This window comes from Nonomuraea sp. NPDC001636 (assembly GCF_040298265.1).
In the GTDB taxonomy this organism is placed as follows: Bacteria; Actinomycetota; Actinomycetes; order Streptosporangiales; family Streptosporangiaceae; genus Nonomuraea.
The window spans coordinates 311012-334061 of sequence record NZ_JBEOZT010000006.1 but is presented as its reverse complement, the minus strand read 5'-3'; the positions used below and the strand labels follow the sequence as shown (position 1 = coordinate 334061).

The following is a 23050-nucleotide window of genomic DNA, read 5'->3' as shown; positions in this document are numbered from 1 at the left end:
GTCAGGACTCACCGTCCAGGAAACCGGAGTGCTCACCTGCCGGCGGCTACCACCAAGGAGTCTGCCGGATGGCTTACTCCCAGAACTGATTAGGAGACCCGCTCCATCCACACCCGACTTGCCGGTGAGGCGCGCCCATCCCCGCCAAGAGAAGAACGCGCCGCCGGCTCCAACCAAGGAGACATCCAGCATGTCACAGACTCCGCGTGACAAGGCTTACGACAAGGCACAGGGTCGCCTGACCCGCGACGCCGCACACCGTTACCAGCAGCCGGACTGGGGCACGGAGGACCCGCGCGCCCGTGAGGCGTACGACCGTGAGCTGTCCGAGATGATGCCGGTGATCGGCCGGACGGGGCGGCGCCGGTGACCGGCCAGCCCGGCTCTGCGATCTCGGTGGAGATCGTGTCATTCGGCTATCTGCACGGTGAGCCGCCGGCCGCGCATCTGACGATCGACCTGCGGCACCACTTCAAGGACCCGCATGTCTCACCCGAGCTGCGCTACATGACCGCGCACGATGAGCCGGTCCGTACCACGGTGCTGGCCACGCCCGGCATCGCCGAGTTGCTGGAGGCCACCGCGCACGCGGTGGTCGCGTTCCTGTCCGGTCCGAGCGCCGGCCCGGTCGTCGTGGCCGATGGCTGCGCCGGGGGCCGGCACCGTGCGCCGGTCTTTGCTCAGCATCTGGCCACCCGGCTGCGCCGAGAGGGCCTGTCGGTCACGCTGCACCACCGTGACCTGGACAAGCCCGTTGTCGAGCGCTGACTCCGTTCACCATCCGCAGGGGGCGGCCCCTGATCCGCCAAGACCTGAGCCGCCCCCTGGACTCCCTTGCAAAGGAGCACTACCCATCATGACCTACGATCTCAACGCGCCCCCGCGACCGGCGCCCACGCCAGCGCGGAACCGCTTCGCGGTCACGCTGCTGGCCGCACTGACCGAGGGCATGCCGCGGCATCTGGCCGAAGAGGCGGCCTGCGCGTTCGACCCCGAGCTGCACACCGGCCCGGACCTGTTCGTGGAGGAGTCCGCCGAGGAGCGGTCGGCGCGTGAGCAGGTGGCCCGGGAGGTGTGCGCGGAGTGCCCGGTGTGGGCCTCCTGCCTGTTCTACGCCCTGGACGCCCGGCCCGAGACGGGAGTGTGGGCGGGCCTGACCGCCGACGAGATCGCCGCCATCACCAGCGACGGACGCGGCGCCTCGGCGTCGCCATCGGAGGTGGCGTGATGGCCCACCCCGCCCCGACCGCCGCCGCGGCGGTCCCACACGCAAGTCACGTCAACGCCAGTGCGGCCATCCACCAGCCGCGCGCCCACGAGATGAACCTGTACGAAATCGACGGCGCCGACGCGCTGATCCTCATCCTCTCCACCAACCACGTCTGGTTCAACCTGAGCACAGCCGAAGGCGACCGCGAGGCCAACGCCGAGGCGATGGAGCGGCTGGCCACACTCGCCGCCGAGGCCGCCACCAGGCTGCGCCGAACGGGTGAGCAGCCGTGAGCCGAATCCAGGCCCGATTCTGGGACCCCACCGGCCAGCGCTACAGCCTGCCTACCTGGCCGTGGCGAATGGCCCCGCCGCACCTGCTGACCCGCCGCCAGCTCAGCGCCGCCGGACTACGGCCCGGCGGGCAGGGCGTACAGGGGCAAGTGCTGTGGGCCTCGCGCCGCTACCACGCCCCCGGCGGTGTGCGCGCCGCCTACCTCTACGACGTGCGCTTCGCCCTGCCCAAGCGCACGGCGACCGCCCGGCAGCGCGCCGCGCTGGTCAAGGCCAACGCCGCCCGCCGGACCTGCCCCGACTGCACCCGTGACGTGGGCTACGTGCTGGCCCGTCACCTCGGCGTCTGCAACGACTGCGCCGAAAGGAGCGCCGCATGACCACCTACTGGGACACCAAGGCCGCCCGCACCGTGGCGGGCGCCGACGCGGAAACCCGGCTGGCCGAAGCCGAGGCCACCCGCGCCGAAACGATGCTCCGTGTCGAGGCGCAGCGGCTGGCGCTGCAAGCACAGCAGACTGAGCAGGCCGACCAGGCCCGCGCCCGGCGCCAAGAGGCTCAGGCCAAGGTGCGCCGGGAGCGCCGGAGCGAGCGCGACAAGCGCCGCAAGGAACGCCGCCAAAGACGCCAGCAGGCCATCACCACCGTGGCCGACGCGGTGAGCGAACGCGCGCCGCTGCTGGTCGGCGCGGTCGCGATGGGCGCCCCGATCGTCATCGCCTGGAACGGCCAACTGGAGTTCGGCCAGGCCGTCATGCACCTCGGCGCCCTGGCGGTAACGGTGCCGATCGCGCTGGAGGGCAGCGCCTGGTATCTGGCCTGGCTGACCCACAAAGCGCTGCAGGCCGACAAACCCACGGCGCAGTTGCGCGTCTGGACGTGGCTGCTGGCGTTGACCGCCGCGGCGATGAACGTCTGGCACGGCATCACCGGCGAGGCGTTCGGCGCTGACGGGCTGCAGGTCGGCATCGTGCGCGGCCTGGCCTCCCTGCTGGGAGTCGGGCTGTGGGAGCTGACCGTGATGGCGCGCCGCCAGCGCAACGCCGGCCGGTCCCTGGCAGAGCTGCGCACCACGCTGTGGCGACGCCTGCGCTACCCGCGCCTGTCCTGGCAGGCCGCTGGCATCCTGGCCGCCCGCAGCCCGGCCTACGGCGCCGATGACGCCTGGCACGCGGCATGGATCGACCGCTACGGCATAGGCCCCGAGGCGCCCCGGAGAGAACGCCGGCTCGCCCGCCGGATCATCCGCCGTCAGGCCCGCATGGACCGCAAAGCGATCAAGGATGGCCGCCTGTCCATGGTCGGCGGTCTGATGATCGGACGACCGATCCCGATCGTCGTCCCCGCCGATCGGACAGTGCCCGCGCCCGCGCGGGTGACGCCTGCCGCGTCGATCGAAGCCGTGCGCGTCGATCCTCCCGCGCGTCAATCGGCCAAGGATCGACCGAAGTCGATCGATCGACCTTCACGCCGATCGATCGAACCGCCCCGACGCGACACCAGCCCGGCGCCCCGTCGATCGATCGATGAGCATCGGCAGATTCTGCGCCTGCTGATCGGCCAGGGCGACATCAGTCCCCACGCGACCGCGGAGGAGATCCGCACGACGCTGCGGTGCGCACCCAAGACCGCCGCGGCGCTCAAAGACGAGCTCGCCAAGGGGGTGACGGTATGAGCCGCCGCCGCACCATCACCGAAGTCCTGATCGGCGCGCTGTTCACCCTGGCCGCACTGTCGATCGCCACTGCCATGGCTGTGGCGTACCTGACGCCGTGGCCCCGCGAGGTGGCGCTGTGGCTGTCGGGCACCGTGACCGGCCTGTTCGCCGGTCCGCCGCTGCGGGCCTGGCTGGCACTGGTCGCCGCTCGACTGGCCGGCATGCATGCCGTGCCTGTCCGCACCCCTCGCCGTCATACCTCCCGTTCCCACGCTCGGAAAGAGGTTGAGTGATGCCCGGTTTCAAGTACGCAAGCGGCAACAGAAGACGTGCCTTGTGCGCCCGGATGGGTTGCTCGCGGGACGCCGTCACCACCGTCGTGGTCCGCGGAGTGACCTACTGCGTTTGCAAGCTACACAAAAAGGGCCGCTGACATGCGCGTTGCCACCGACGCTCCGCGCACGGTGTACGAGATCACCGATGCCTCCCCGCCCCGCACACCCCCGGCCATCCCCGCAGCCTGGTACGCGCGGCTGCTGCGGCGCGCCATAGTGGCTGTGGCCGCCCTGATGCTGGCCGGCCTGCTGCTTGGAGGCGCGTTCACCACCTGGCGCTGGCTAGTCGTCCCGATGCTGCTGGCCTGGGTCGCCTGGCCGTGGCTGCGCCCGGCTCTGCACCGAGTGGCCACGGTCGCGCTACTGATCCTCGGCGCCCTGGATGCGCTGATCGCCGCCATACTCGGCACGCGCCGCCTGGTCTACCTGGCCGGCCTGCTGCGCCAGGCCGTACGCGAGTCGCGAACCGCTGCCCGGCCCGGAGCTGGCGCTGGCCTGGACGATGAAGCCCCTTTCTCCCAAGGAGATGCCCGATGACCGCTGACATCCCGGCCAAGCCCGGCCGTAGCCGGATTCCCGAACTGTCGTCGATCCCTTGGGAGGGTCCTTCGGCGATCACCCGATACGCACAGGTCGGCCGCAACCTGGCCCGCGACCTGGGAGAGGAATTCGCCCTCGGCTCCGATGAGCTGTACGCGGTGCTGATCCGCAGCTTCAAGGGCCACCCGGTGCTGAGCGTGTTCGGCGCGCCGGACGTGCGCCGCCGCGCCCGCCGAGTGGTCAAGCGCCTCAAGCGCGCCGCCGAACTGCAGCGCGGCGCCGGCGTGGAGCTGGTGAAGTTCCACGCCCAGTTCCGCAAGGAGTTCGTGGAGGTGCTGCCGCCGGCCAAGCCCGAAAAGCGGCACACCCAGTTCAATTGGAAGGACGACGCCTGATGCCCCGCTCCCCGTCGCCCGCGACGCCGCCGCCCGCAGTGCTGCCTGCGGTCCCGGACTCCTCCTCCTGGGAACAGGTGGCTACGCGCGAGGTGTCCAAGGCCCTGCTGTACTTCCCGCCCTGGCTGATCGGCTTGCTGCTGTTCGGCCTCGGCGTCGCGTTCCATTTCACGCTGCGCAGCGACGACCCGCAAACCGTCGCCTGGACCACCGCACTCATCATCACGTGCGTGCTCGTGCTGACCGCGCTGACCTGGCGTCAGTCGCACGCGCGCAGCCTGACCGGGCGGGCGCACACCACGCTGACCACCCTGGCGGGCGGGCTGTGGGTGTGCGCGGCCACCATCAACGGCCCGGCCACCACTGTGACCGGCCGGTTGATCCTGATCGGCGGGGTGGCGTTCGCGCTGTCGTTCAACATCCGCACCGTGATCCGCGCCAAGCAGATCGACGTCAACGCCGCGGTCGCTGACCCGCTGGCCTTCCTGTTCGGCCGCGGCACGGAGAAGGCTGGCATGCCTGCGGTGCAGGCCCGCACGATCCAGGCCACCGCGCACAAGGTGACCGGCGAAGTCCAGTTGGCCGAGGGCCGGCAGATCGCCGATGACCTGCAAAAGAAGGTCCCCTACGTCGAATCCGGGATCGGCCTGCCGCCCGGTTCGATCACCACCGCCGTAGACCCCGACGACGCCTCCAAGGCATCGGTCACTATCTCCGATCCGCGGGTGATGAAGCACCCGATCGCCTGGCCCGGCCCCTCCCGCGTCGGCGCCAGCATCGCCGCACCGATCCGCCCCGGCCTGTGGCAAGACCTGGACGAAGTCGAGTACATCATCGTCGGCCACCACGTGCAGATCATGGGCAAGACCGGCGCCGGCAAGTCCATCGGCGGCGCCTGGAACGTCCTCGCCGAGGTCGTCACCCGCCGCGATGTGGCGGTATTCGCCATCGACATCACCAAGGGTGAGCAGACCTTGGGACCGCTCAAGGCCGCCCTGCACCGGCTGGAGACTACCAAGGACGGCGCCCGCGCGCTCCTCGGCGAGATGTTCGCCGACATCAAGCCGCGTACCGACCTGCTGGCCAGCAAAGGCCTGCAGAAGTGGGTCGAAGGATGCGGGCTCACCTACTGGGTGCTGTGGCTGGAGGAGTTCCCCGACATCTTCGACGCCCTGACCGACAAGCAGCAGGAACAGTTCCTGTCCCTGATCAAGGCCATCCGCAGCGCCGGCGGCACCGTCGTCCTGTCCCTGCAGCGCAGCGACTGGACCCAGATGCCCACCATCGCCCGCGGCCAGCTCGCCAAGATGTGCTTCGGCGTCGATTCCGCCGCCGATGCCAGCTTCGGCCTGTCCGAGGCCCAGGAAGACGCCGGGTGCCGGCCCGAGCTGTGGAGCAACAAGCAGCCCGGCATGGCCTACCTGGACGCCCCGTCCATCCCCGAAGACCGGATCACCATGCCCATGCGCACCTACGCCTGGGGCATCACCGCGGCCGGCGAGTTCGACGACGAACAGGCCAACGCCCAGATGCGGGCGCACGCCGCGGCCTTCCCCGCCATCCACAAGCAGATCGATCCCATGACTGCCGCCCTGTCCCGGCTGTCGGCCACGGCGCTGGCCGACCCCGCGCCGCTGCCCGCCCTCGACACCATCGAGCCCGACGACGAAGACGACGACGATGAGGAGGTGCGCAACGTCGCCACCGAATATCTGGCCACCGACGACCCTGACCCCGAGGTGGCCGCCGACCTCGATGACGAGATCGCCGACTTCCCCGAGGGGGAACCGCCGCTGACGTTCGCCCCGCCTGAGCCCAAGATGACCCCGGAAGAGCGGGGCGCGGCGCTCATGGCCCGCTTGCATGAGCTGTGGGACGACGGCGCCCGCGACGTCGGCACCGGGGACTTCAAGGTGCTGTGGGAGACCACCGACATCTCCCGCGCCTGGTTCCAGAAGCAGATGAAGCGTCTGTGCGAGGCCGGCGTCATCGGCGCCTACGACGACGACCGGCAGCGCTACCTGATGGAGCACCGCCCCGAACTTCCCTAACCCCAGGAGGGTGAATGCCTCAGGTACGCGTCATGGGCGATGACCCCGATCACGTCGAACAGGTGGTGTCGCTCCTGCTGGCGCTGATCGGCTCCTCTCCCAGTCTCACCGCGGGAGATCCCACCCGCCTGCGTCACCGCAACGGCGGCGGACGCGTCGTCTTCGACCTCAACGCCACCAACCGCCGCGCTCCCACTGACCGCCCCACGCGTGTCCAGAGTGAGCGGATCGACAACCAGGCCGCGCCACGCCCTCGGCACGCCCCCGTCCGGCGAGAGCTGCCGCCCGGCTGAGCGTCCTTTGCCCCCGCCCTCGTGATCGCGTGGCCCCTCTTCTGGGGCCACGGGCGGGGGCTGGGGGAAGGAGTTACAGGTCAACGCGGGATCCACGATGCGTGGCCCCCACCGTGGCCCCCCGCGTGGCCCTCACTGTGGCCCCCGGCGTGGCCCCCTCGTGGCCCCCTCAAAGCAAGATCAAAAACTTTCGCGGACGCATCCCACGCGCAGCCGTGCGCGCGAGCCTGCCCGCACACCCCGGAAGGAGCTCACGGCCATGAGCATCACCACCCGAACCTGCCTGGTCGTCACCTGCACCCGATGCGGCGAGGTGGACGACGAATTCCCGACCCTGCACGCCGACACCCTCGACCAACTCCGCGACTGGCTCAAGGACTGGCACTGGAGCGACCCCAACACCCCTGAACTGTGCCCCAGATGCGCGGCTCACCTCGCCTGCGAGCGCGACGGCCACCAGTGGGGCGCCTGGTGGCCCCGCAGCGCCGACCCCAGATCGCGGTTCCGCTTCTGTGACCGCTGCAGCGCCGCCGAAAGCGATCCGCCTCTCCGTCCCGCCGTAACGGCCTGAGCGGAAAGAGAACACGACCGTGAACCCGCTGAAGCTCACCGCGGCCGAATGGCGCATCCTGCGCTACCTGGCCGCCCACAGCACCACCGCCACCCGCGTCGGCTTCCGCATCCGGGACCTGCGCGAGCGCACCGGCGCCAACCGCGCCGACGTGGTGGCGCTGGCCGAATCGCACTACATCACCGGCCGGCTCCACACCGAACAGCAGCCCTACCCCGTCCTCATGCAAACCGCCGACAACCCTCGGCTGCGCATCCACCTCACCCCGGCCGGCAAGACCGCCGCCACCGCCCTGCAGGCCGCCCACCTCGCCCTGTGCCACCTGCGTGCACGCGGCCCCCTACCCATGGCCGCCCTCCAGCGCGACACCGGCACCAGCGACGACACCGTGACCCAACTCGAACGACACGGTCACATCGCCATCACGCCGGGTGAATACCTGAGCTGGCAGACCGGCGGCTTCACCTTCCTCTACGGTCCGCCGAGCGCCGCCGGCCCGGCCGGCTGTGACCCCTGCTGGCGCTGTAACACATCCCCGTCGCACGGTGCCCGCATTTGGCGCAACACCTACGGCGACCTGTACTGCGACCCGTGCGCCCGCCACAACGCCGGCGAGGCCCCCACCGCTCTGCTCACCCTGACCAGCCTCGGCCGCCGCTACGCCGAGCACTACAGCCCCGGGAGCCAGTCATGACCAGTCCGTCCATCTTCGACGTGCTGGCCACCATCGCGCTCTGGCTGACCATCCTGGCCGTACTGGCGTTCACCCTGCTGGTGGCCTACCGGGTCAGCCTCAAGCGCCACCCCTACACCGACTGCCGCCACTGCAAGGGCACCGGCGAACGCCGTAGCCGCCTGTTCGCGCACACCTTCGGCTACTGCCCCGACTGCACCGGCACCGGCCGCAAGCTCCGCTTCGGCGTCCGCCTGCTCAACGTCCGCTGAAACGAGGTAACCCTGCCATGAGCCTGTGCACACTCGCCGGAACGGTCCTGATCGCCGCCCTCTGCGGCGGGCCGCCATCCGCTTCCACCGCCGACCCCGCCAGGATCGTCATGGGCACCAAGCAGCCCGGCAACGTCCTGATGATCGGCATCCTCAACCAGTTCGCCGCCTACGAACGCACGGCCACCCCAGCGCAGCTCCGGGCCTGCACCCGCCGGCCCGACATGCGCTACCCCCGCTGCCTGCCCCCGACGCGCTAACCCGTCGCGCTGCCTCCCGAGCGGCACCGCCACCCCTGTCATTCCTGGAAGGAAGGCTCCGCCATGTCCGGCGAAACCACGATCACCATCATCGGCAACCTGACCGGCGACCCCGAGCTCAACTACACCCAGTCCGGCACCGCCGTGGCCGGCTTCACCATCGCCTCCAGCCCTCGCGTCTACAACAAGCAGGTCGAACAGTGGCAGGACGGCGAGCCGCTGTTTATGCGCTGCTCAGCGTGGCGCGACCTCGGCGAGCACGTCACCGAATCCCTCACCCGCGGTACCCGCGTCATCGCCTCCGGCCGGCTGCGTATGCGCACCTACGAAACCAGCGACGGTGACAAGCGCACCGTCACCGAGATGACCGTAGACGAGATCGGCCCGTCCCTGCGCTTCGCCACCGCCAAACCGCAGAAGGCAACCCGCACCGGTGGGAACGGCCATGTGGGCAGCACGCCCGCCGACCCGTGGGCCAGCGACGAACCGCCGTTCTAGCTCTCCTCCCTTCCCAGCGCGGGCCTCGCGCGCCGCTTCCCGACGTGTGAGGCCCGTCCAGTCAGCGCCCTCGTAACCCGTCGCCTCACGACAAAGGAACCACCATGACCTGTCAGCGGTGCATCGCCCAGTGCTCCGTGATCCACTTCTGGTGGGCCTTGTTGAGGACTATGGCCAGCGGCTGGCCGTGCAACTTGTCGTAGTCGGGGTAAGCGCGGGTGCTGGGCGCGATATCCAACGTCAGCGTGCTCGGGTCGATGGCGATCTGGCCGAGGTCGAAGAGGCGGTGCACGTCACGTCGCAGCAGCAGCCCGCCGTGGGTGTGATGCTTGCCGCTGGCGGCGTAGCTGTACAGGTGTGCCGCTTCCAGGGCCGCCGCGGGCATGGGGCCGAGGAAGGCGCATACCTCGCCGAACTGATCCAACAAGTCGGCGCGGAAGCTGGCTTGACCGTTGCGGACCCGGACCGTCCTGGTCTTATGCCCTCCGGCGATGACCTTGCGCCTGTTGTCCGCGACGTTCAGGGAGGTGGCGTTCTTCCCCGTCTCCACACGGGCGCGGAAATCGTCCCAGCGCAGGCGCCGCAGAGCGTTCTGCGACTTGGGCTCCTCGCACAGAGCCCGCAGTTCCTTATCGGTGACGTGACCCCGTAGGTCGATCCAGCCGGCCTCATAGCGGGCGCGGTAGGTGGTCACCGCGACCGTCTTACCGCCCGGGATATCGAACTCCGCCTTGCACTTTTTGTTCCAGCACCGGTACTTCGGCGTCATCGTCACGCGCGCGTTGATGTCCGCCTTGCCACACTTGGGGCACCAGCTGAGGTCTTTGGTGTCGCTGCCAGTCGCGATGTCCTCAATCACGGACAGGCCCAACAGCGTTTCCCCGTCCCACAGCACGATCGTGTCCCCGACCTTCACATGGGAGGCGTTGGGCACCCTGCTGTCCCAGCTGTAGTGGGTGGAGGGATTGTCGTCATACCCCTCACCCACACGCTTGGCCTTAGCGGCCAAGTACACCAACCACGCCGTCACGTGAACCCCTCCGTTGCCCGACGCCCGCCCCGCACCCGCCGACCGCGCGCCCTCGCGCGCCTCAGGGGGACGGCTCACCGATCAACGTAGCGGGCGGTACTGACAAACGCCGCACGATTTTCTGCAGCGCGACGCACCCTCGGCAGGCCCCCTGGTGGCCGCCCCTGCCGACCCACCGATCCGAGCACCCTCTACCGGACGCTACGCGGCCTCGGCGACAGCCGCCAAGCACACGCCGAGGCCGCCCCGCCCCCTCAAACCAGCAAAGGAAGGCACCTCCAGCATGCCAGCCACACGCACCCGCGCCCACTCCCGCCGCCACGTCCCGGAGCCACCCGCGGCGCCACCTCCGCAGGCCGTCCCCACCCACGTGATCGACCTGCGGCCCGGTCACGCCGTGCGCCTGCCCGGATACGGCACCCTGGCCGTCACCCGCGCCGCCGCCCCGGTCCCCGCCGACCTGGTCGCCCTCCGCCTGGGATGGGCGGGCCTGTCCCTCATCGCCCGCCCAGACACTCCCGTAGACGCCCTCACCCGCGAAACCGCCCTGGTGCACCTCGTGTGGTGGTGCCGCCACTGCGACGGCACCGGCCAGTGGCAGCCCGAAGGGAGGGCGTCCAATGGGCGTTGAGCATCTGACCCACCACCCGCACCCCGTACACCCTGCGGCGCGCGAGCCGAACGGGCTACGCCTGCTGGACCTGTACTGCTGCGCCGGCGGCGCGGGCATGGGCTACCACCTGGCTGGTTTCGAGGTCACCGGGGTGGACATCGCGCCACAGCCGCGCTATCCCTTCGCCTTCATCCAGGCCAACGCTCTGGACGTGCTGGAGGATCGGACGTTTCTCGCCGGGTTCGACTTCATCCACGCCTCGCCGCCCTGTCAGGGGCATTCCCCGCTCAACGCCTACAACCACAAGGATTACCCGGACCTGATCCCGGCGACTCGACAGGCGCTGCGCAAGGCCGGCCGGCCCTACGTCATTGAGAACGTCATCCAGGCCCCGTTGATCGATCCCGTGGTCTTGTGTGGGGCGATGTTCGGGCTGCGGCTCTACCGGCATCGCGCCTTCGAGGTCGGCGGCGGCTTCGCCTTCACCGCGCCCCCACACCCCCAGCACCACGCCCGCTGTGTCCGCAACGGCTATCTGCCGTCGGAAGGCCAGTTCATGACCATCACGGGCGGCCGGCACTCCGAGGCCTGGCGGGCCAAGGCATCCGAGGTCATGCGCGTGCCCTGGACACGCACCATCCGCGAAGTCTGTGAGGCCATCCCGCCCGCCTACACCCACCACATCGGCCAGGCCATCCACGCCCACCTCGGCACCCCCACGGCGGTGGCATGAGCACGCCCCCGCTAAGTTACGCGCTGGCCGCCGCCGCCCGCGGCTGGCCCGTCATCCCCATCGCCCCGGGCGACAAGGCGCCCCCGCGCGGCTTCACCGACTGGGAAGCCCGCGCCACCCACGACCCTGACCGCATCCGCGCCTGGTGGCAGCGCGCCCCCTACAACGTCGGCATCGCCACCGGCCCCGCCGGGCTGATCGTGGTCGATCTGGACCTGCCCAAGCCCGGCCAGCGCCCGCCCCCCGAGTGGGATCTGCCCGGCGTTTGCGACGGCTCGGACGCGTTCTCCCTGCTCTGCCAGCGCGCCAACGCCCCGGTCGAGTGGGAAACGCTGCAGGTGCGCACCCGGCGCGGCGGCCTGCACCTGTACTACACCGCCCCGCCCGGCGCCCGGCTGCCCAGCACCAACGGCAGCCTCGGGTGGCTAATCGACACCCGCGCCTGGGGCGGCTACGTCGTCGCCCCCGGCAGCACCGTCAACTTGCCAGACGGCGCCGGCCGATACACCGTGCAGCACGCCACCGCGCCCGCCCCGCTGCCCCCCTCCCTGTTCAAGCTGCTCACACCCGCCCCGCTACCGGCCAAGAGGCCCGTGCACGTCCCCATCGCCGACAACCGCCATTCCGCCTATCTCCGCGCGGCCCTAAACCGCGAGCTCGCGCACTTGGCCGCCGCCCAACCCGGACAGCGCAACCGTGCCCTGTTCGGCGCCGCCGCCGCCCTCGGCGAACTCATCGCCGGCGGCGCGCTCCCCGAGCAACCCGTCAAAGAGCTGCTTGAACAGGGAGGGGGCGACCTCGGACTATCGCGCGCCGAAGTCGTCCGAACCGTCAATTCCGGGTTGCGGCACGGCGCCCGCCGCCCCCGCCACCTGGCCACCGCCTAACCCGCCCTCGGGAGGCACCATCATGACCGATCAACCGCCCGGCGCGGACCTGCTAGACCGGCTCCGCGCCGCCCTGACCCGCTACGTCATCCTGCCCAGCAGCGAGGCCGCCGACGCCGTCACGCTGTGGATCGCCGCCACCCATGCCCAACCCGCGTGGGCGCACGCACCCCGCCTGGTCATTCGAGGCCCGGAAAAGCGGTGCGGCAAGTCCCGGCTGCTGGACATCGTGGAGGCCACCTGCCACCAGCCGTTCATCACGGTCAACTCCTCCAGCGCCGCCGTCTACCGGTCCATCACCGACGACCCGCCGACCATGCTCGTGGACGAAGCCGACACCATCTTCGGCCCCAAAGCAGACGGCAACGAAGACCTGCGCGGCCTGCTCAACGCCGGACACCAGCGCAACCGGCCGGCCAAACGCTACGACGCGGCCACCAACCGCGTGGAAAGTATTCCAACCTTCGCCATGGCCGCCCTGGCCGGCATCGGCGCAATGCCCGACACCATCGAAGACCGCGCCGTCGTCGTCCGCATGCGCCGGCGCGGCCCCGGCGAGACTGCCGCCCCCTACCGGCACCGCCGCGATCGCACCCCGCTGCGCGACCTGGCCGGCGCACTCAACCAGTGGCTACGCGCCGACCTGGCCAGACTGGAGGAGGCCGAACCCGCCATGCCTGTCGAAGACCGCGCCGCCGACACCTGGGAACCCCTGGTCATCGTCGCCGACCACGCTGGCGGCACCTGGCCCGAGCGCGCCCGCGCCGCCGCCGTCGCGCTGACCGCCGAGGCCGACGACAACGGCCGGCCTTCCACCGGGCTGCGACTGCTGGCCGCCTGCCGCACCGCATTCAGTACCGACACGGCGCTGCCCACCGCCGTCCTCCTGGAACGGCTCAAGGCCGATCCCGAGGGCGAATGGAACGAGCACGGCCCCGGCGGGCTTACCGCCATACGACTCGGCATGATGCTCCGCGAATACGACATCCGCCCCGCCGTGATCCGCTTCCCTACCGGGCTGGCGAGAGGGTATCGCCGCGGCGACTTCACCGACGCGTGGGCGCGCTACTGCCCCACCGTCGAACCCGTTCCCGAGGCCGCCGTCGTGCCTCTTGAGGGGGAAGGCCGTTACAACCGTAACAGCCGTAACACCGCAGGTCACGGCGATACGGCTTCCGACCCTGTTACGGCTTGAGGCGTAACACCCCAACAAGCCGTATCAACCCTGACCTGCAAAGTTACGGCTGTTACGGGTTGATACGGCTACCCCCTCCCACCGCACATCCAGCGCTCCTGCCGATCATGAAAACCCGGAAGGACACGCTCATGGCAACCGGCGCAAGCAAGCCCATGACCGTCGCCGACTTCTGCACCGAACTGGGCATAGCCCGGTCCACGTTCTACGACTGGCGCCAGAAAGGCCGCGCCCCGCGCTGCCTCAAACTCCCAAACGGGGACCTTCGTATCCGTCGCACCGACTACGAGCGCTGGCTGACCAGCCTGGAGGACGCCGCCTGATGAAGGACATCACTTACGACGTTCGCCTCTACAAGACTGAGGTCTACAAGGGCAAAAAGGCCAATACGTACTACGTGCGATGGAAAGCCGGAAGGGTGTGGCGCAAGCCCTTCCGGAACGCGGCGCAGGCAGACACGTACCGAGGGGAACTACAGGCCGCCGCGCGCAAGGGAGAAGCGTTCAGCCTGCTCACTGGCGAGCCCGTAAAGTGGAACCGCACCGCACGACCCGAAATGAGCTGGTACGAGTTTGCCTGCAAGTTTGCCGACTTCAAATGGAAAGCCGCCTCGGCGAAGTATCGGCAAGACATCGCCCGCGCCCTTACCGCAGCCACCCCCGCCATGCTCGTCGGCGACAACGGCAAGCCATCCGATCTCGACCTTCGCACGGCCATGCGTCGATGGGCCTTCAACACCAAGCAGCGAGACGAAGCACCCGAAGACATGGCGAACGTGCTGGCGTGGCTGGCCAAGCACACCCGGCCGGTGTCCGATCTTTCCGAGGCCGCCACCGTCCGCGCCATGCTCGACACGGCAACCTCTCGCCTGAACGGCAAACCTGCCGCCATGAGCACGATTCGCCGACACAAGACCATCCTTCAAAACGCGCTCGATTACGCCATGGAGCTCAAGCTCTTTGACGTGAATCCGATCAAGTCGCTCAAATGGAAACCCGTCAAAGTCACCTACGAAGTAGACAAGTGCAGCGTGGTCAACCCCACGCAGGCGCGCCGCCTACTCGCTGAGGTCGGAGCGCAGAAACCCAGCGGAAAACGGCTCGTGGCGTTCTTCGGCGCGATGTACTACGCAGCGCTCCGCCCAGAGGAAGCCGTCAATCTCACAGAGGACAACATCATCCTTCCCGAGCTGGTCAAGAATGCCGAGACGGGGCAGATGGAAGTACCCGCCAACGACTGGGGGGAACTGCACTTCGCCAGCGCGGCGCCGTTCGCCGGCCGCGAGTGGACCGATGACGGCGGCCTACGCGAGCGACGTCCCCTCAAACATCGCGCCGAGGGGGTGATACGCGTCGTTCCCTGCCCGCCACCACTGACCAAGCTGTTCCGCGCGCATCTCGCCGCGTTTGCCCCCGGCCCTGGAGAACGTCTCTTTACCGGCGTCCATGCTGGAGAGTTGCCCTACATCACGTGCCGGCGCGTGTGGAACAAGGCGCGCGAGAATGCCCTGACCGACAAGGAGGTGCAGTCACCGCTGGCCAAACGGCCCTACGACCTTCGCCACGCCTGCGTCTCGACCTGGCTCAACGCAGGCGTACCGGCCACGCAGGTAGCGGAGTGGGCAGGTCACAGCGTGGACGTCCTCCTCAGGATCTACGCCAAGTGCATCGTCGGCCAGGATGAGGCCGCCAAGCGCCGCATAGCTGATGCACTCCGCGATGAGTGATCGCCAGGCCGCCACGAACGTGCGCACGTATTTGGCACAGGTACCCGCAAACGCTCAGCGAGAGCCGTAGACAGCCGGACACATGGAACCCCCCGTCGCTGCGCGAAAGCGCAGGTCAGGCGGGGGTTTTGGCTGTTCTGGAGAAGTAGGGCGGGTGGGACTTGAACCCACGACCCACGGATTATGAGTCCGATGCTCTGACCGGCTGAGCTACCGCCCCTGGATTCAGTTGTGACATGCGGTGTGCAGCATATGGATCTTGGTGAGGCTCGCGCATGTCAAGGCTAGAGCATCGGATCCGGGTGTGCCGCACGGCCGGATGGGGACGGGGTCCCGCGGACATCATTCCATGCCGGGCAAGGTTGGTGGGGTCGTGTCGATCATATTCGGGTCTCGGTTGGGGGTTGTGTTTGCTGTGGGCGGAATGGGAGGGGTTGGGAGGGGAGGTACCGTGCCGATATGGCGATCAAGGTGGTGTACGAGACGCACTCCATCACTGTGGACAACGAGGTCGGTGTCGCCACCGGGTGGCTGCCCGGGGAGTTGTCCGCGCGGGGGCGGGAGCTGGCCGCCGAGCTCGGGGTGCGGAGGCGGGGGGTGGACGTCGTCTACTGCTCGGATCTGCGCAGGGCGGTCGAGACGGTGGAGGTGGCGTTCGGGGGCGGGAAGGGCGGGAAGGAGGTGCGGCTCGATGCGCGGCTCAGGGAGTGCGACTACGGCAGCTACAACGGACGGCCGGTGAGCGAGGTCGCGGCCCTGCGCAGGCGGCACATCAACACGCCGTGGCCGGGCGGGCAGAGCTATCGGCAGGTCGTGGCGGCGACGGCCGCGTTCCTCGACGATCTGCGGAAGGAATGGGAGGGGGCCACGGTGCTGGTGGTGTCCCATTCGGCCAATCGGTGGGCGTTGCAGTACCTGCTGGACGGCACTCCGCTGGAGGACCTGGTGGACGCGCCGTTCGAGTGGCGGCCCGGGTGGGAGTACGAGCTGGCATAGCGCCTCGGAGTGCGAGGTGGCACGGCACCTTGCCTGGACGCGGGTGCGGGGTCAGGGTGGGGTGGGGCCCGGATGGTCGGGTCGTGGCAGGTCGTGGCGGCGGGGCCTGGACATGGCTGATGCGCCGATCGCGTTCGCGATCAGCGCCGGCGGGTGGAGCTGGCTTGTCTCCCGCCGCTGGGGGTGCCGTCACGGTAACGGCGGGCCCAGGGGGCGAGGAGTTACTACTTCACTCCTATCAGGGTGTTATGGCGCGGTGCCGTACGCCGGGTTGCGTACGAGCCAATCGGAGTAGACCGGACTGCGGCGTACGGCCTCGGTGTGTGCCTGTTTGGCCTGGGCGACCACCCAGGTGGCGTCGGGGGCGGTGGGGTGGCGGCCGAGGAGTTGCCGCCAGCGCAGCGGCGCGCCGGAGAGCGGGACCATGGCCAGCCCCGGCAGGGCCTGGTGGGTCGCCTGGCAGAGCACCACGGCGCGGCCCACCTGGGCGAGGTGGGTGCAGGTCGGGACGTCCGTCTCGTAGATCGTTCCGGGGGTGAAGCCGGCTCGGGCGCAGGCCATGGCGAAGCAGTCGGCGAAGCAGCCGTCGCCGGGGGTGACGGCCCATTGTTCGCCGGCCAGGTCGGCCAGCTCCACCTCCTTCTCCTTGGCGAGCGGATGGTCCTCGCCGACGAGGGCGAAGACCGGGTCGACGCTGATCGTCTCCCACAGGAGCGTTCCTGTGGGGGTGCCGGAGTCGCCGCAGGCGCCGGTCAGCACGTAGTCGAGGCGGCCGAGCTCGACCATGTTGATCAGCTCGTGCGTTGACCACGACGTGAACGTGGTGACCGTGCGCTCCGCGGCCAGCCGGTCGACCAGGCCGCCGAGTATCGGGCCGTTGGTGGCGCCGATGCGGAAGCCGGGGGAGGGGGTGTGGGCGAATCGTACGGCCTCGTCCTGCAATTCCTTGGCCGCGGGGAGCAGCACGCGCGCCCGGGCGAGCACCAGCTCGCCGAGTCGCGTGGGCCGCGCCCCGTGGCGGTCACGTTCGAACAGGGCGCCGCCGAGCACCCTCTCGATCCGTTTGAGCTGGGCGGTGAGGGCCGGCTGTGCCAGCCCGAGCAGGGACGCGGCCTTGCTCACACTTCCCGCGTCCGCTACCGCGCGGACGATCCTGAGGTGCCTGAGCTCAAGGTCCATACCGGGAAGGTAAGGCGACGAATCGCTCCCAAACAATGGCTATATGTCAGGAATTGTGACAGATATTGTCGGGGGTGTCTGGGGTAGGGGGAACCCATGACGACGATGGGAATAGATCCGGCCCAGCTCAGCGACGAGGATGTGGTACGCGAGCTGCGGCAACTCCATGCCACTCGTAGTGACACATTCTTCCATGGATCAGACGATGCTCTGGCACGTCACACTTCCCGTACCAATGAGCTAGAGGCGGAATACCTTCGCAGGTTCCCCGACCGCGAGGTCGATCCGGCCAGGCTGAGGGAGGGGGCGAGGCAACGTTGATGTCCGAGGGGCATGACGTCCAGGAGCTGTCGGACGTCGACATCCACGTCTACGAGGCGGTGGCCTCGCAGGCGGTCGAATCCGGCGGCGTGGCCGGACTGGAGGCGGTGATCCGGGCGACCGGCCTGGAGGACGACGAGGTGCGCGACAGCCTGGCCGCCCTCGTGAACCAGGGGTACGTCGTCCCGCGGGACGACGGGTACGGCCTCGGTCCCCACACCTTCGAGGTCGAGTACTGAACGGGCGCGGACGGCTCCGCGCCGCCGCCGCAGCGGTGCCGGTGCGGAGCCCACAGGCCGGGCGTACGGCCTGTGGGCTGTAGGGGCGCGGCGAGGTCGGTGCGGTCAGGGCTTGAGGGGGCGGAGGCGGGCCCACAGGACGAAGGCGGCGCCGAAGACGGCCATCGGCAGGCCCGTCCACAGGTTCACCGCGTCCCCCAGCAGGCCGGCGACGACGAGGATCACGCCGTACAGCAGGAACAGCCCGCCGATCACCATCCGGATGTCGCTCACAGGATCACTCCGTACAACAGGGCGGCCAGGATCACGGCGCCGGTGCCGAGCAGCACCGGCGAGCGGTACCAGCGTTCGTCGCCGGCGAGGGCGTCGCCCTCCAGGTCCGCGGCGCTCAGGCCGTACACCAGGCCGCGCAGCTCCCGCTCCGGCTTGGGTGTGGTGACCAGCGTGACGATCACCGACACCAGCACGTCCACGGCGAAGGCGATGCCCGCGCCCCAGAAGCTGGCGTTCAGCTCGGTGCCGAAGTCCACCACGCCGGCCTTATAGGCGAAGTACGACGCGAAGGCGCTCAGCGTCCCCGCCAGCAGCCCCCAGAACCCGGCCCACGGCGTCATCCGCCGCCAGAACAGCCCGACGACGAACGTCGCGAACAGCGGCGCGTTGAAGAAGCTGAACAGCGCCTGCAGGTAGTTCATGATGTTGGAGTAGCCGGCCGCGATGAACGCCGTGCCCACGCCGAGCGCCACGCCGGCGACGGTGGCGACGCGTCCGACCTTCAGGTAGTGGCCGTCCGGCCGGTCGGGCCGTACGTGCGCCTGCCAGATGTCGTTGGTGAACACCGTGTTGAACCCGCTGATGTTGGCCGCCATCCCCGCCATGAACGAGGCCAGCAGCCCGGTCACCGCGACGCCGAGCACGCCGTTCGGCAGCAGGTCGCGCATGAGCAGCGGGATCGCGTCGTTGTAGTCCTGCCCCTTGCCCAGGTCGCCGAAGAGCACCAGCGCGATCATCCCGGGCAGCACCGTGACCAGCGGGATCAACAGCTTGGGGAAGGCCGCGATGATCGGCGTCATCCGGGCCGCGTTGGTGTTCCTGGCCGACAGGGCGCGCTGCACCTCGGCGAAGTTCGTCGTCCAGTAGCCGAAGGAGAGCACGAACCCCAGCCCGAAGACGATCCCGATCCAGTGGGCCTGCATCGGGTTGGCGCCGGCGGTCCCGGCCCAGGTGTGCAGGCCGCCCTCGCCGAGCGCGCTCTGCCGTACCTTGTCGAACAGCCCGGCCACGCCGCCGACCTTGACCAGGCCGAGCACGGTCAGCGGGATCAGCCCGGCGAGGATCACGAAGAACTGCAGCACCTCGTTGTAGATGGCCGAGGACAGGCCGCCGAGCGTGATGTAGGAGAGCACGATCAGCGCCGAGACCACCACCGACACCGGCAGCGGCCAGCCCAGCAGGGCCTCCATGACCAGGGCGAGCGCGTACAGGTTCACCCCGGCGATGAGGATCTGCGCGACCGCGAACATGAGGGCGTTCAGCAGCTGGGTGGCGCCGTTGAAGCGCCTGCTCAGGAACTCCGGGACGCTGCGCACCTTCGAGCGGTAGTAGAAGGGCATCATCACGATGCCGAGGAACACCATCGCGGGGACGGCGCCGATCCAGTAGTAGTGCACGGTCATCGCGCCGTACTGGGCGCCGTTGGCCGCCATGCCGAGGATCTCGATCGCGCCCAGGTTGGCCGACACGAACGCCAGTCCGGTGATCCAGGCGGGCAGTCCGCGGCCCGCGAGGAAGAAGTCGAGGCTGGAGCTGATCCGGCGGCGGGCGGCGAACCCGATGGCGAGCACGGTGGCGAAGTAGACCGCGATGAGCAGGTAGTCGAGGAGGTTGACGTCTAATCGCACAACCGGCCCGCTACCCGGAAATCACCGCGATAGCCGCACCGCGGGCGGGGTGCGAGGGTTGCCGGGGTGAACGGCGGCGTGCGGCGGGCGTCGTGGTGAGGTGCGTCGTGGTGAGGTGCGTCGTGGTGAGGTGCGTTGTGGAGCGCGTGCGCGCGGGCGTTGTGGTGGGGTGTGTTGTGGACCGGCGGGGGCGGTCGCCATAGTGTCGAGAGGTGGACGTCGCCACCTTGACCCCGGCGCAGGCGCGGGCCCGCTTCCGCGTCGGCGAACGGGTGCCCACCGCCGGCTGGTGCCGCGGCTGGACGCAGGCCAACCTGATCGCCGTGCCCGCCGCCCTGCGGTACGAGCTGCTGCTGTTCGCCCACCGCAACCCCCGGGCCTGCCCCGTGCTGGACGTGGGCGAGCCGGGCGCCTGGTCGACCGCCCTGTTCCGCGGCGACCTGCGCACCGACCTGCCCGGCTACCGCCTCTACCGCGACGGCGAGCCGGTGGCCGACCTGGACGAGGTGACCGGGCAGTGGCGGGCCGACCTCGTGCCGTTCCTCATCGGCTGCAGCTTCACCTTCGAGGCGGCGCTGCTGGCCGCCGGCGTCCCGGTGCGGCACCTGGAGCAGGGCAGGAACGTGCCGATGTACCGCACGAACGTGCCGTGCGAGTCCACCGCCTCGCTGGCGGGGCCGCTGGTCGTCTCCATGCGGCCGGTCCCGGAGGAGCTGGTGCGGCGGGCCGTCGAGGTGAGCGGCAGGTATCCGCGGGTGCACGGCGCGCCGGTGCACGTGGGCGACCCGGCCGCGATCGGCGTGCCCGACCTGGGGCGTCCCGACTTCGGTGACCCGGTGGAGCTGCGGCCGGGGGACGTGCCACTGTTCTGGGCCTGCGGGGTGACGCCGCAGGCGGCGGTCATGGCGAGCGGCGTGGAGTACGCGATCGGTCATCTGCCCGGTCACATGGCCGTGCTGGACGTCCGGGACGACGACTATCGAGTGACTTGACCAGATATTTCGCGGTATAGGTGGATGCTTCGGTCAGTTCGGCCGGGGTGCCTTCGAAGATCACCTCGCCGCCGTGCCGGCCCGCCTCGGGGCCGAGGTCGATGACCCAGTCGGCGTGCTTGACCACGTCGAGGTCGTGCTCGACGACGATGACCGTGTCGCCGCCGTCCACCAGCCGGTCGAGCAGGGCCAGCAGCGTGTCCACGTCGGCCATGTGCAGCCCGGTCGTCGGCTCGTCGAAGACGTACACCTGGCCGCGCTCGCGCATCCGGTGCGCCAGCTTGAGCCGCTGCCGCTCCCCGCCGGACAACGTGCTGAGCGGCTGCCCGAGGGTCAGGTAGCCGAGCCCCAGCTCGCCGAGCCCGCCGATGCCCGGCAGGTCGAACAGGCCCGCGGCCTCCTCGGCCGTCATCGCCAGCACGTCCGCGATCGTGCGGCCCTGCACCGTGTGCGACAGCGCCTCCGGGCTGTACCGGCTGCCTCCGCACGCGTCGCACACCCGGGTCACCGGGTCCATGAACGCCAGGTCCGTCTTGATCTCGCCGCGCCCCTTGCACACCGGGCACGCCCCGGCCGAGTTGAAGCTGAACAGCCCCGGCCGCACCCCGTTGGCGTCGGCGAACAGCTTGCGCAGCGGGTCCATGGCATCGAGGTACGTGGCCGGGGTCGAGCGCGGCGAGCCGCCGATGGCCGACTGGTCGATGAGCACCACGTGCGGATGCCGGGCGACCAGCTCCTGGCGCATCAGCGTGCTCTTGCCCGACCCGGCCACCCCGGTGACCGCGGTGAGCACACCGAGCGGCACCCGTACGGTGACGTCCTTGAGGTTGTGGGCGTTCGCGCCCTCGACGGTCAGCCAGCCGGCGGGGGCGCGCACGGCGTCCTTGAGCCCGGTGACCCGCCGCAGCATGCGGCCGGTCAGCGTGCCGCCGGACGTCAGCGCCGCCACCGTGCCCTCGAACACGACCCGGCCGCCCCGCGTGCCCGCGCCCGGCCCCATGTCCACCACGTGGTCGGCCAGCTCGATCAGGTCGCGGTCGTGCTCGACGACCAGCACCGTGTTGCCCTTGTCGCGCAGCTCGACCAGCAGGTCGCCGAGCCGGTGGACGTCACGCGGGTGCAGCCCCACGCTGGGCTCGTCGAAGATGTACGTCATGCCGGTGAGGCTGCTGCCCAGGTTCCGCACGGTCTTGAGCCGCTGCGCCTCGCCGCCCGACAACGTCGGCGTCCCGCGGTCGAGGCTGAGGTAGCCGAGGCCGATGGCGTCGATCCGGCGCAACGACTCCACCGCCGCCTCCGCCACCGGGTCGCCCAGGCCCTCCAGCACGCCGATGAGGTCGGTCACCTCCATCGCGCAGTGGTCGGCGATGGACCGCCCGTCGATGAGCGAGGCCAGCGCGGCCGCGTTGAGCCGCCGGCCGCCGCACTCGGGGCACGTGGCCTGCCGCACGTACGGCGCCGCCGCCTTGTCGAGCTGGTCGAGGTCGCGCTTGAGGTGGACCCGCTCGAACCGGGTGACCAGCCCCTCGTAGGTGTTGGTGTACTCGCCCCGGCTGACCTTGAAGCCGCCGCCGTACAGCAGCAGGTCGCGCTCCTGCGGCGTGAAGCCGCGCAGCGGCTTGTCCGGGTCGAACAGCCCCGACCTGGCGTAGAGCTGCCACACGTACGACCCGGGCGGGGCCATGCGGATCGCGCCCTCGTTCAGGGAGAGGTCCTCGTCGAGCAGCTTGCCGACGTCGGCCTCCACCTTCTTCCCCAGACCGTCGCAGACCGGGCACATGCCCTGCGGGTCGTTGAACGAGTACGCCGTGGCGGGCCCCGCCGACGGCTCGCCGCGCCGCGAGAACAGCACCCGCAGGATCGCGTGCACCTCGGTCATCGTGCCCACGGTCGAGCGGGCGCCGCCGCCGACCGGCTTCTGGTCCACGATCACGGCGGCGGTCAGGCCGGACATGCGCTCGGCGCGCGGGCGCTCGTGCTTGGGCAGCCGGTTCCTGACGAACGCGCTGAAGGTCTCGTTGAGCTGCCGCTGCGACTCCGTGGCGATGGTGCCGAACACGATCGAGGACTTGCCCGACCCCGACACGCCGGTGAACACCGTCAGCCGCTCCTTGGGCAGCCGCAGCGAGACGTCCTTGAGATTGTTCTGTCGCAGGCCGATCAGCTCGATGTCGCGCGACACGTGCCACA

General features: G+C 69.8%; 31 protein-coding genes and 1 tRNA gene. 26 read left to right on the top strand and 6 right to left on the bottom strand.

The genetic code is table 11. The features are described 5' to 3' along the window. Positions 1 to 190: 190 nt before the first annotated feature. The 16 genes from ABT158_RS15750 (at position 191) to ABT158_RS15675 (ending at position 9048) form a co-directional block, all read left to right on the top strand. Positions 191 to 370, top strand: a complete 180-nt coding sequence (locus ABT158_RS15750) for a hypothetical protein (protein ID WP_352353661.1) — start codon at positions 191 to 193, stop codon at positions 368 to 370. Continuing rightward, entirely contained in the window at positions 367 to 768 is a 402-nt protein-coding gene (locus ABT158_RS15745) for a RapZ C-terminal domain-containing protein (protein WP_352353659.1), read from the top strand. The genes ABT158_RS15750 and ABT158_RS15745 overlap by 4 nt, the downstream gene beginning before the upstream one ends. Positions 769 to 856: 88 nt before the next feature. Continuing rightward, positions 857 to 1228 carry a WhiB family transcriptional regulator gene (locus ABT158_RS15740; RefSeq protein WP_352353657.1) on the top strand — a complete coding sequence of 124 codons (372 nt, stop codon included), beginning with the start codon at positions 857 to 859 and terminating at the stop codon, positions 1226 to 1228. Beyond that, positions 1228 to 1503, top strand: a complete 276-nt coding sequence (locus ABT158_RS15735; RefSeq protein WP_352353655.1) for a hypothetical protein — start codon at positions 1228 to 1230, stop codon at positions 1501 to 1503. The genes ABT158_RS15740 and ABT158_RS15735 overlap by 1 nt, the downstream gene beginning before the upstream one ends. Next, positions 1500 to 1883 carry an RRQRL motif-containing zinc-binding protein gene (locus ABT158_RS15730; protein ID WP_352353653.1) on the top strand — a complete coding sequence of 128 codons (384 nt, stop codon included), beginning with the start codon at positions 1500 to 1502 and terminating at the stop codon, positions 1881 to 1883. The genes ABT158_RS15735 and ABT158_RS15730 overlap by 4 nt, the downstream gene beginning before the upstream one ends. Next, entirely contained in the window at positions 1880 to 3178 is a 1299-nt protein-coding gene (locus ABT158_RS15725) for a DUF2637 domain-containing protein (protein WP_352353651.1), read from the top strand. The genes ABT158_RS15730 and ABT158_RS15725 overlap by 4 nt, the downstream gene beginning before the upstream one ends. Then, positions 3175 to 3453, top strand: coding sequence for a hypothetical protein (locus tag ABT158_RS15720; RefSeq protein ID WP_352353649.1), 279 nt, complete (start codon positions 3175 to 3177; stop codon positions 3451 to 3453). Before ABT158_RS15725 ends, ABT158_RS15720 begins: the two co-directional genes overlap by 4 nt. Positions 3454 to 3594: 141 nt before the next feature. Then, on the top strand, positions 3595 to 4032 hold the full coding sequence (locus ABT158_RS15715; RefSeq protein ID WP_352353647.1) for a hypothetical protein: 438 nt from the start codon (positions 3595 to 3597) through the stop codon (positions 4030 to 4032). After that, the gene (locus ABT158_RS15710) at positions 4029 to 4430 is read left to right on the top strand and encodes a TraA-like protein (protein ID WP_352353645.1); all 402 of its coding nucleotides are present in this window, start codon (positions 4029 to 4031) and stop codon (positions 4428 to 4430) included. The genes ABT158_RS15715 and ABT158_RS15710 overlap by 4 nt, the downstream gene beginning before the upstream one ends. 92 nt (positions 4431 to 4522) lie before the next feature. Further along, on the top strand, positions 4523 to 6481 hold the full coding sequence (locus ABT158_RS15705; RefSeq protein ID WP_352353643.1) for an ATP-binding protein: 1959 nt from the start codon (positions 4523 to 4525) through the stop codon (positions 6479 to 6481). A gap of 14 nt (positions 6482 to 6495) precedes the next feature. Beyond that, positions 6496 to 6774 (top strand): hypothetical protein, encoded by a 279-nt coding sequence (locus ABT158_RS15700; protein WP_352353641.1) that lies wholly within the window; start codon positions 6496 to 6498, stop codon positions 6772 to 6774. Positions 6775 to 7033: 259 nt separating this feature from the next. Then, positions 7034 to 7345 carry a hypothetical protein gene (locus ABT158_RS15695; RefSeq protein WP_352353639.1) on the top strand — a complete coding sequence of 104 codons (312 nt, stop codon included), beginning with the start codon at positions 7034 to 7036 and terminating at the stop codon, positions 7343 to 7345. A gap of 19 nt (positions 7346 to 7364) precedes the next feature. Beyond that, the gene (locus ABT158_RS15690) at positions 7365 to 8039 is read left to right on the top strand and encodes a winged helix DNA-binding protein (protein WP_352353638.1); all 675 of its coding nucleotides are present in this window, start codon (positions 7365 to 7367) and stop codon (positions 8037 to 8039) included. After that, complete coding sequence (locus ABT158_RS15685; protein WP_352353637.1) at positions 8036 to 8290, top strand: hypothetical protein; 255 nt, start codon at positions 8036 to 8038, stop codon at positions 8288 to 8290. The genes ABT158_RS15690 and ABT158_RS15685 overlap by 4 nt, the downstream gene beginning before the upstream one ends. 17 nt (positions 8291 to 8307) lie before the next feature. Then, positions 8308 to 8550: a hypothetical protein gene (locus tag ABT158_RS15680; RefSeq protein WP_352353635.1), complete on the top strand. Its 243-nt coding sequence runs from the start codon at positions 8308 to 8310 to the stop codon at positions 8548 to 8550. Positions 8551 to 8613: 63 nt separating this feature from the next. Continuing rightward, complete coding sequence (locus ABT158_RS15675; protein ID WP_352353633.1) at positions 8614 to 9048, top strand: single-stranded DNA-binding protein; 435 nt, start codon at positions 8614 to 8616, stop codon at positions 9046 to 9048. A 112-nt stretch (positions 9049 to 9160) separates the two neighbouring features. Here the strand turns inward: ABT158_RS15675 and ABT158_RS15670 are convergent, their stop codons facing one another. Beyond that, entirely contained in the window at positions 9161 to 10078 is a 918-nt protein-coding gene (locus ABT158_RS15670; protein WP_352353631.1) for an HNH endonuclease signature motif containing protein, read from the bottom strand. A gap of 283 nt (positions 10079 to 10361) precedes the next feature. On the opposite strand from ABT158_RS15670, the gene ABT158_RS15665 reads away from it, so the two are divergent. From ABT158_RS15665 to ABT158_RS15640, 6 genes are all read left to right on the top strand, one after another. Further along, a complete protein-coding gene (locus ABT158_RS15665; protein ID WP_352353629.1) occupies positions 10362 to 10709 on the top strand; it encodes a hypothetical protein in 348 nt (115 codons plus the stop codon). Next, positions 10699 to 11424, top strand: coding sequence for a DNA cytosine methyltransferase (locus tag ABT158_RS15660; protein WP_352353627.1), 726 nt, complete (start codon positions 10699 to 10701; stop codon positions 11422 to 11424). The genes ABT158_RS15665 and ABT158_RS15660 overlap by 11 nt, the downstream gene beginning before the upstream one ends. After that, the gene (locus ABT158_RS15655) at positions 11421 to 12311 is read left to right on the top strand and encodes a bifunctional DNA primase/polymerase (protein ID WP_352353623.1); all 891 of its coding nucleotides are present in this window, start codon (positions 11421 to 11423) and stop codon (positions 12309 to 12311) included. Before ABT158_RS15660 ends, ABT158_RS15655 begins: the two co-directional genes overlap by 4 nt. A 22-nt stretch (positions 12312 to 12333) precedes the next feature. Beyond that, positions 12334 to 13506 (top strand): DUF3631 domain-containing protein, encoded by a 1173-nt coding sequence (locus ABT158_RS15650; protein WP_352353620.1) that lies wholly within the window; start codon positions 12334 to 12336, stop codon positions 13504 to 13506. A 131-nt stretch (positions 13507 to 13637) separates the two neighbouring features. Further along, positions 13638 to 13829 (top strand): helix-turn-helix transcriptional regulator, encoded by a 192-nt coding sequence (locus ABT158_RS15645; protein WP_352353618.1) that lies wholly within the window; start codon positions 13638 to 13640, stop codon positions 13827 to 13829. Continuing rightward, the gene (locus tag ABT158_RS15640; protein ID WP_352353616.1) at positions 13829 to 15232 is read left to right on the top strand and encodes a tyrosine-type recombinase/integrase; all 1404 of its coding nucleotides are present in this window, start codon (positions 13829 to 13831) and stop codon (positions 15230 to 15232) included. Before ABT158_RS15645 ends, ABT158_RS15640 begins: the two co-directional genes overlap by 1 nt. Before the next feature lie 146 nt (positions 15233 to 15378). On the opposite strand, the gene ABT158_RS15635 is transcribed toward ABT158_RS15640, so the two are convergent. Next, positions 15379 to 15452, bottom strand: a tRNA-Ile gene (locus tag ABT158_RS15635). Between the two features lie 239 nt (positions 15453 to 15691). On the opposite strand from ABT158_RS15635, the gene ABT158_RS15630 reads away from it, so the two are divergent. Continuing rightward, positions 15692 to 16228, top strand: a complete 537-nt coding sequence (locus ABT158_RS15630; protein WP_352353614.1) for a histidine phosphatase family protein — start codon at positions 15692 to 15694, stop codon at positions 16226 to 16228. A 246-nt stretch (positions 16229 to 16474) separates the two neighbouring features. Here the strand turns inward: ABT158_RS15630 and ABT158_RS15625 are convergent, their stop codons facing one another. After that, positions 16475 to 17407, bottom strand: coding sequence for a LysR family transcriptional regulator (locus tag ABT158_RS15625; protein ID WP_352353612.1), 933 nt, complete (start codon positions 17405 to 17407; stop codon positions 16475 to 16477). Between the two features lie 96 nt (positions 17408 to 17503). Here ABT158_RS15625 and ABT158_RS15620 point away from each other — a divergent pair, with 96 nt between their 5' ends. Together ABT158_RS15620 and ABT158_RS15615 are read left to right on the top strand one after the other, a co-directional pair. Further along, positions 17504 to 17728, top strand: a complete 225-nt coding sequence (locus ABT158_RS15620; protein ID WP_125631040.1) for a DUF6158 family protein — start codon at positions 17504 to 17506, stop codon at positions 17726 to 17728. After that, the gene (locus tag ABT158_RS15615) at positions 17728 to 17967 is read left to right on the top strand and encodes a hypothetical protein (RefSeq protein WP_352353610.1); all 240 of its coding nucleotides are present in this window, start codon (positions 17728 to 17730) and stop codon (positions 17965 to 17967) included. The genes ABT158_RS15620 and ABT158_RS15615 overlap by 1 nt, the downstream gene beginning before the upstream one ends. Before the next feature lie 105 nt (positions 17968 to 18072). Here the strand turns inward: ABT158_RS15615 and ABT158_RS15610 are convergent, their stop codons facing one another. Beyond that, positions 18073 to 18240, bottom strand: a complete 168-nt coding sequence (locus ABT158_RS15610) for a hypothetical protein (RefSeq protein WP_352353608.1) — start codon at positions 18238 to 18240, stop codon at positions 18073 to 18075. After that, on the bottom strand, positions 18237 to 19868 hold the full coding sequence (locus ABT158_RS15605) for a sodium:solute symporter family protein (RefSeq protein WP_352353606.1): 1632 nt from the start codon (positions 19866 to 19868) through the stop codon (positions 18237 to 18239). Before ABT158_RS15605 ends, ABT158_RS15610 begins: the two co-directional genes overlap by 4 nt. A 212-nt stretch (positions 19869 to 20080) precedes the next feature. Here ABT158_RS15605 and ABT158_RS15600 point away from each other — a divergent pair, with 212 nt between their 5' ends. Then, a complete protein-coding gene (locus tag ABT158_RS15600) occupies positions 20081 to 20860 on the top strand; it encodes a putative hydro-lyase (protein WP_352353604.1) in 780 nt (259 codons plus the stop codon). Here ABT158_RS15600 and ABT158_RS15595 read toward each other — a convergent pair. Next, the gene (locus tag ABT158_RS15595; protein WP_352353602.1) at positions 20769 to 23042 is read right to left on the bottom strand and encodes an excinuclease ABC subunit UvrA; all 2274 of its coding nucleotides are present in this window, start codon (positions 23040 to 23042) and stop codon (positions 20769 to 20771) included. The genes ABT158_RS15600 and ABT158_RS15595 overlap by 92 nt on opposite strands. Positions 23043 to 23050: the final 8 nt, after the last annotated feature.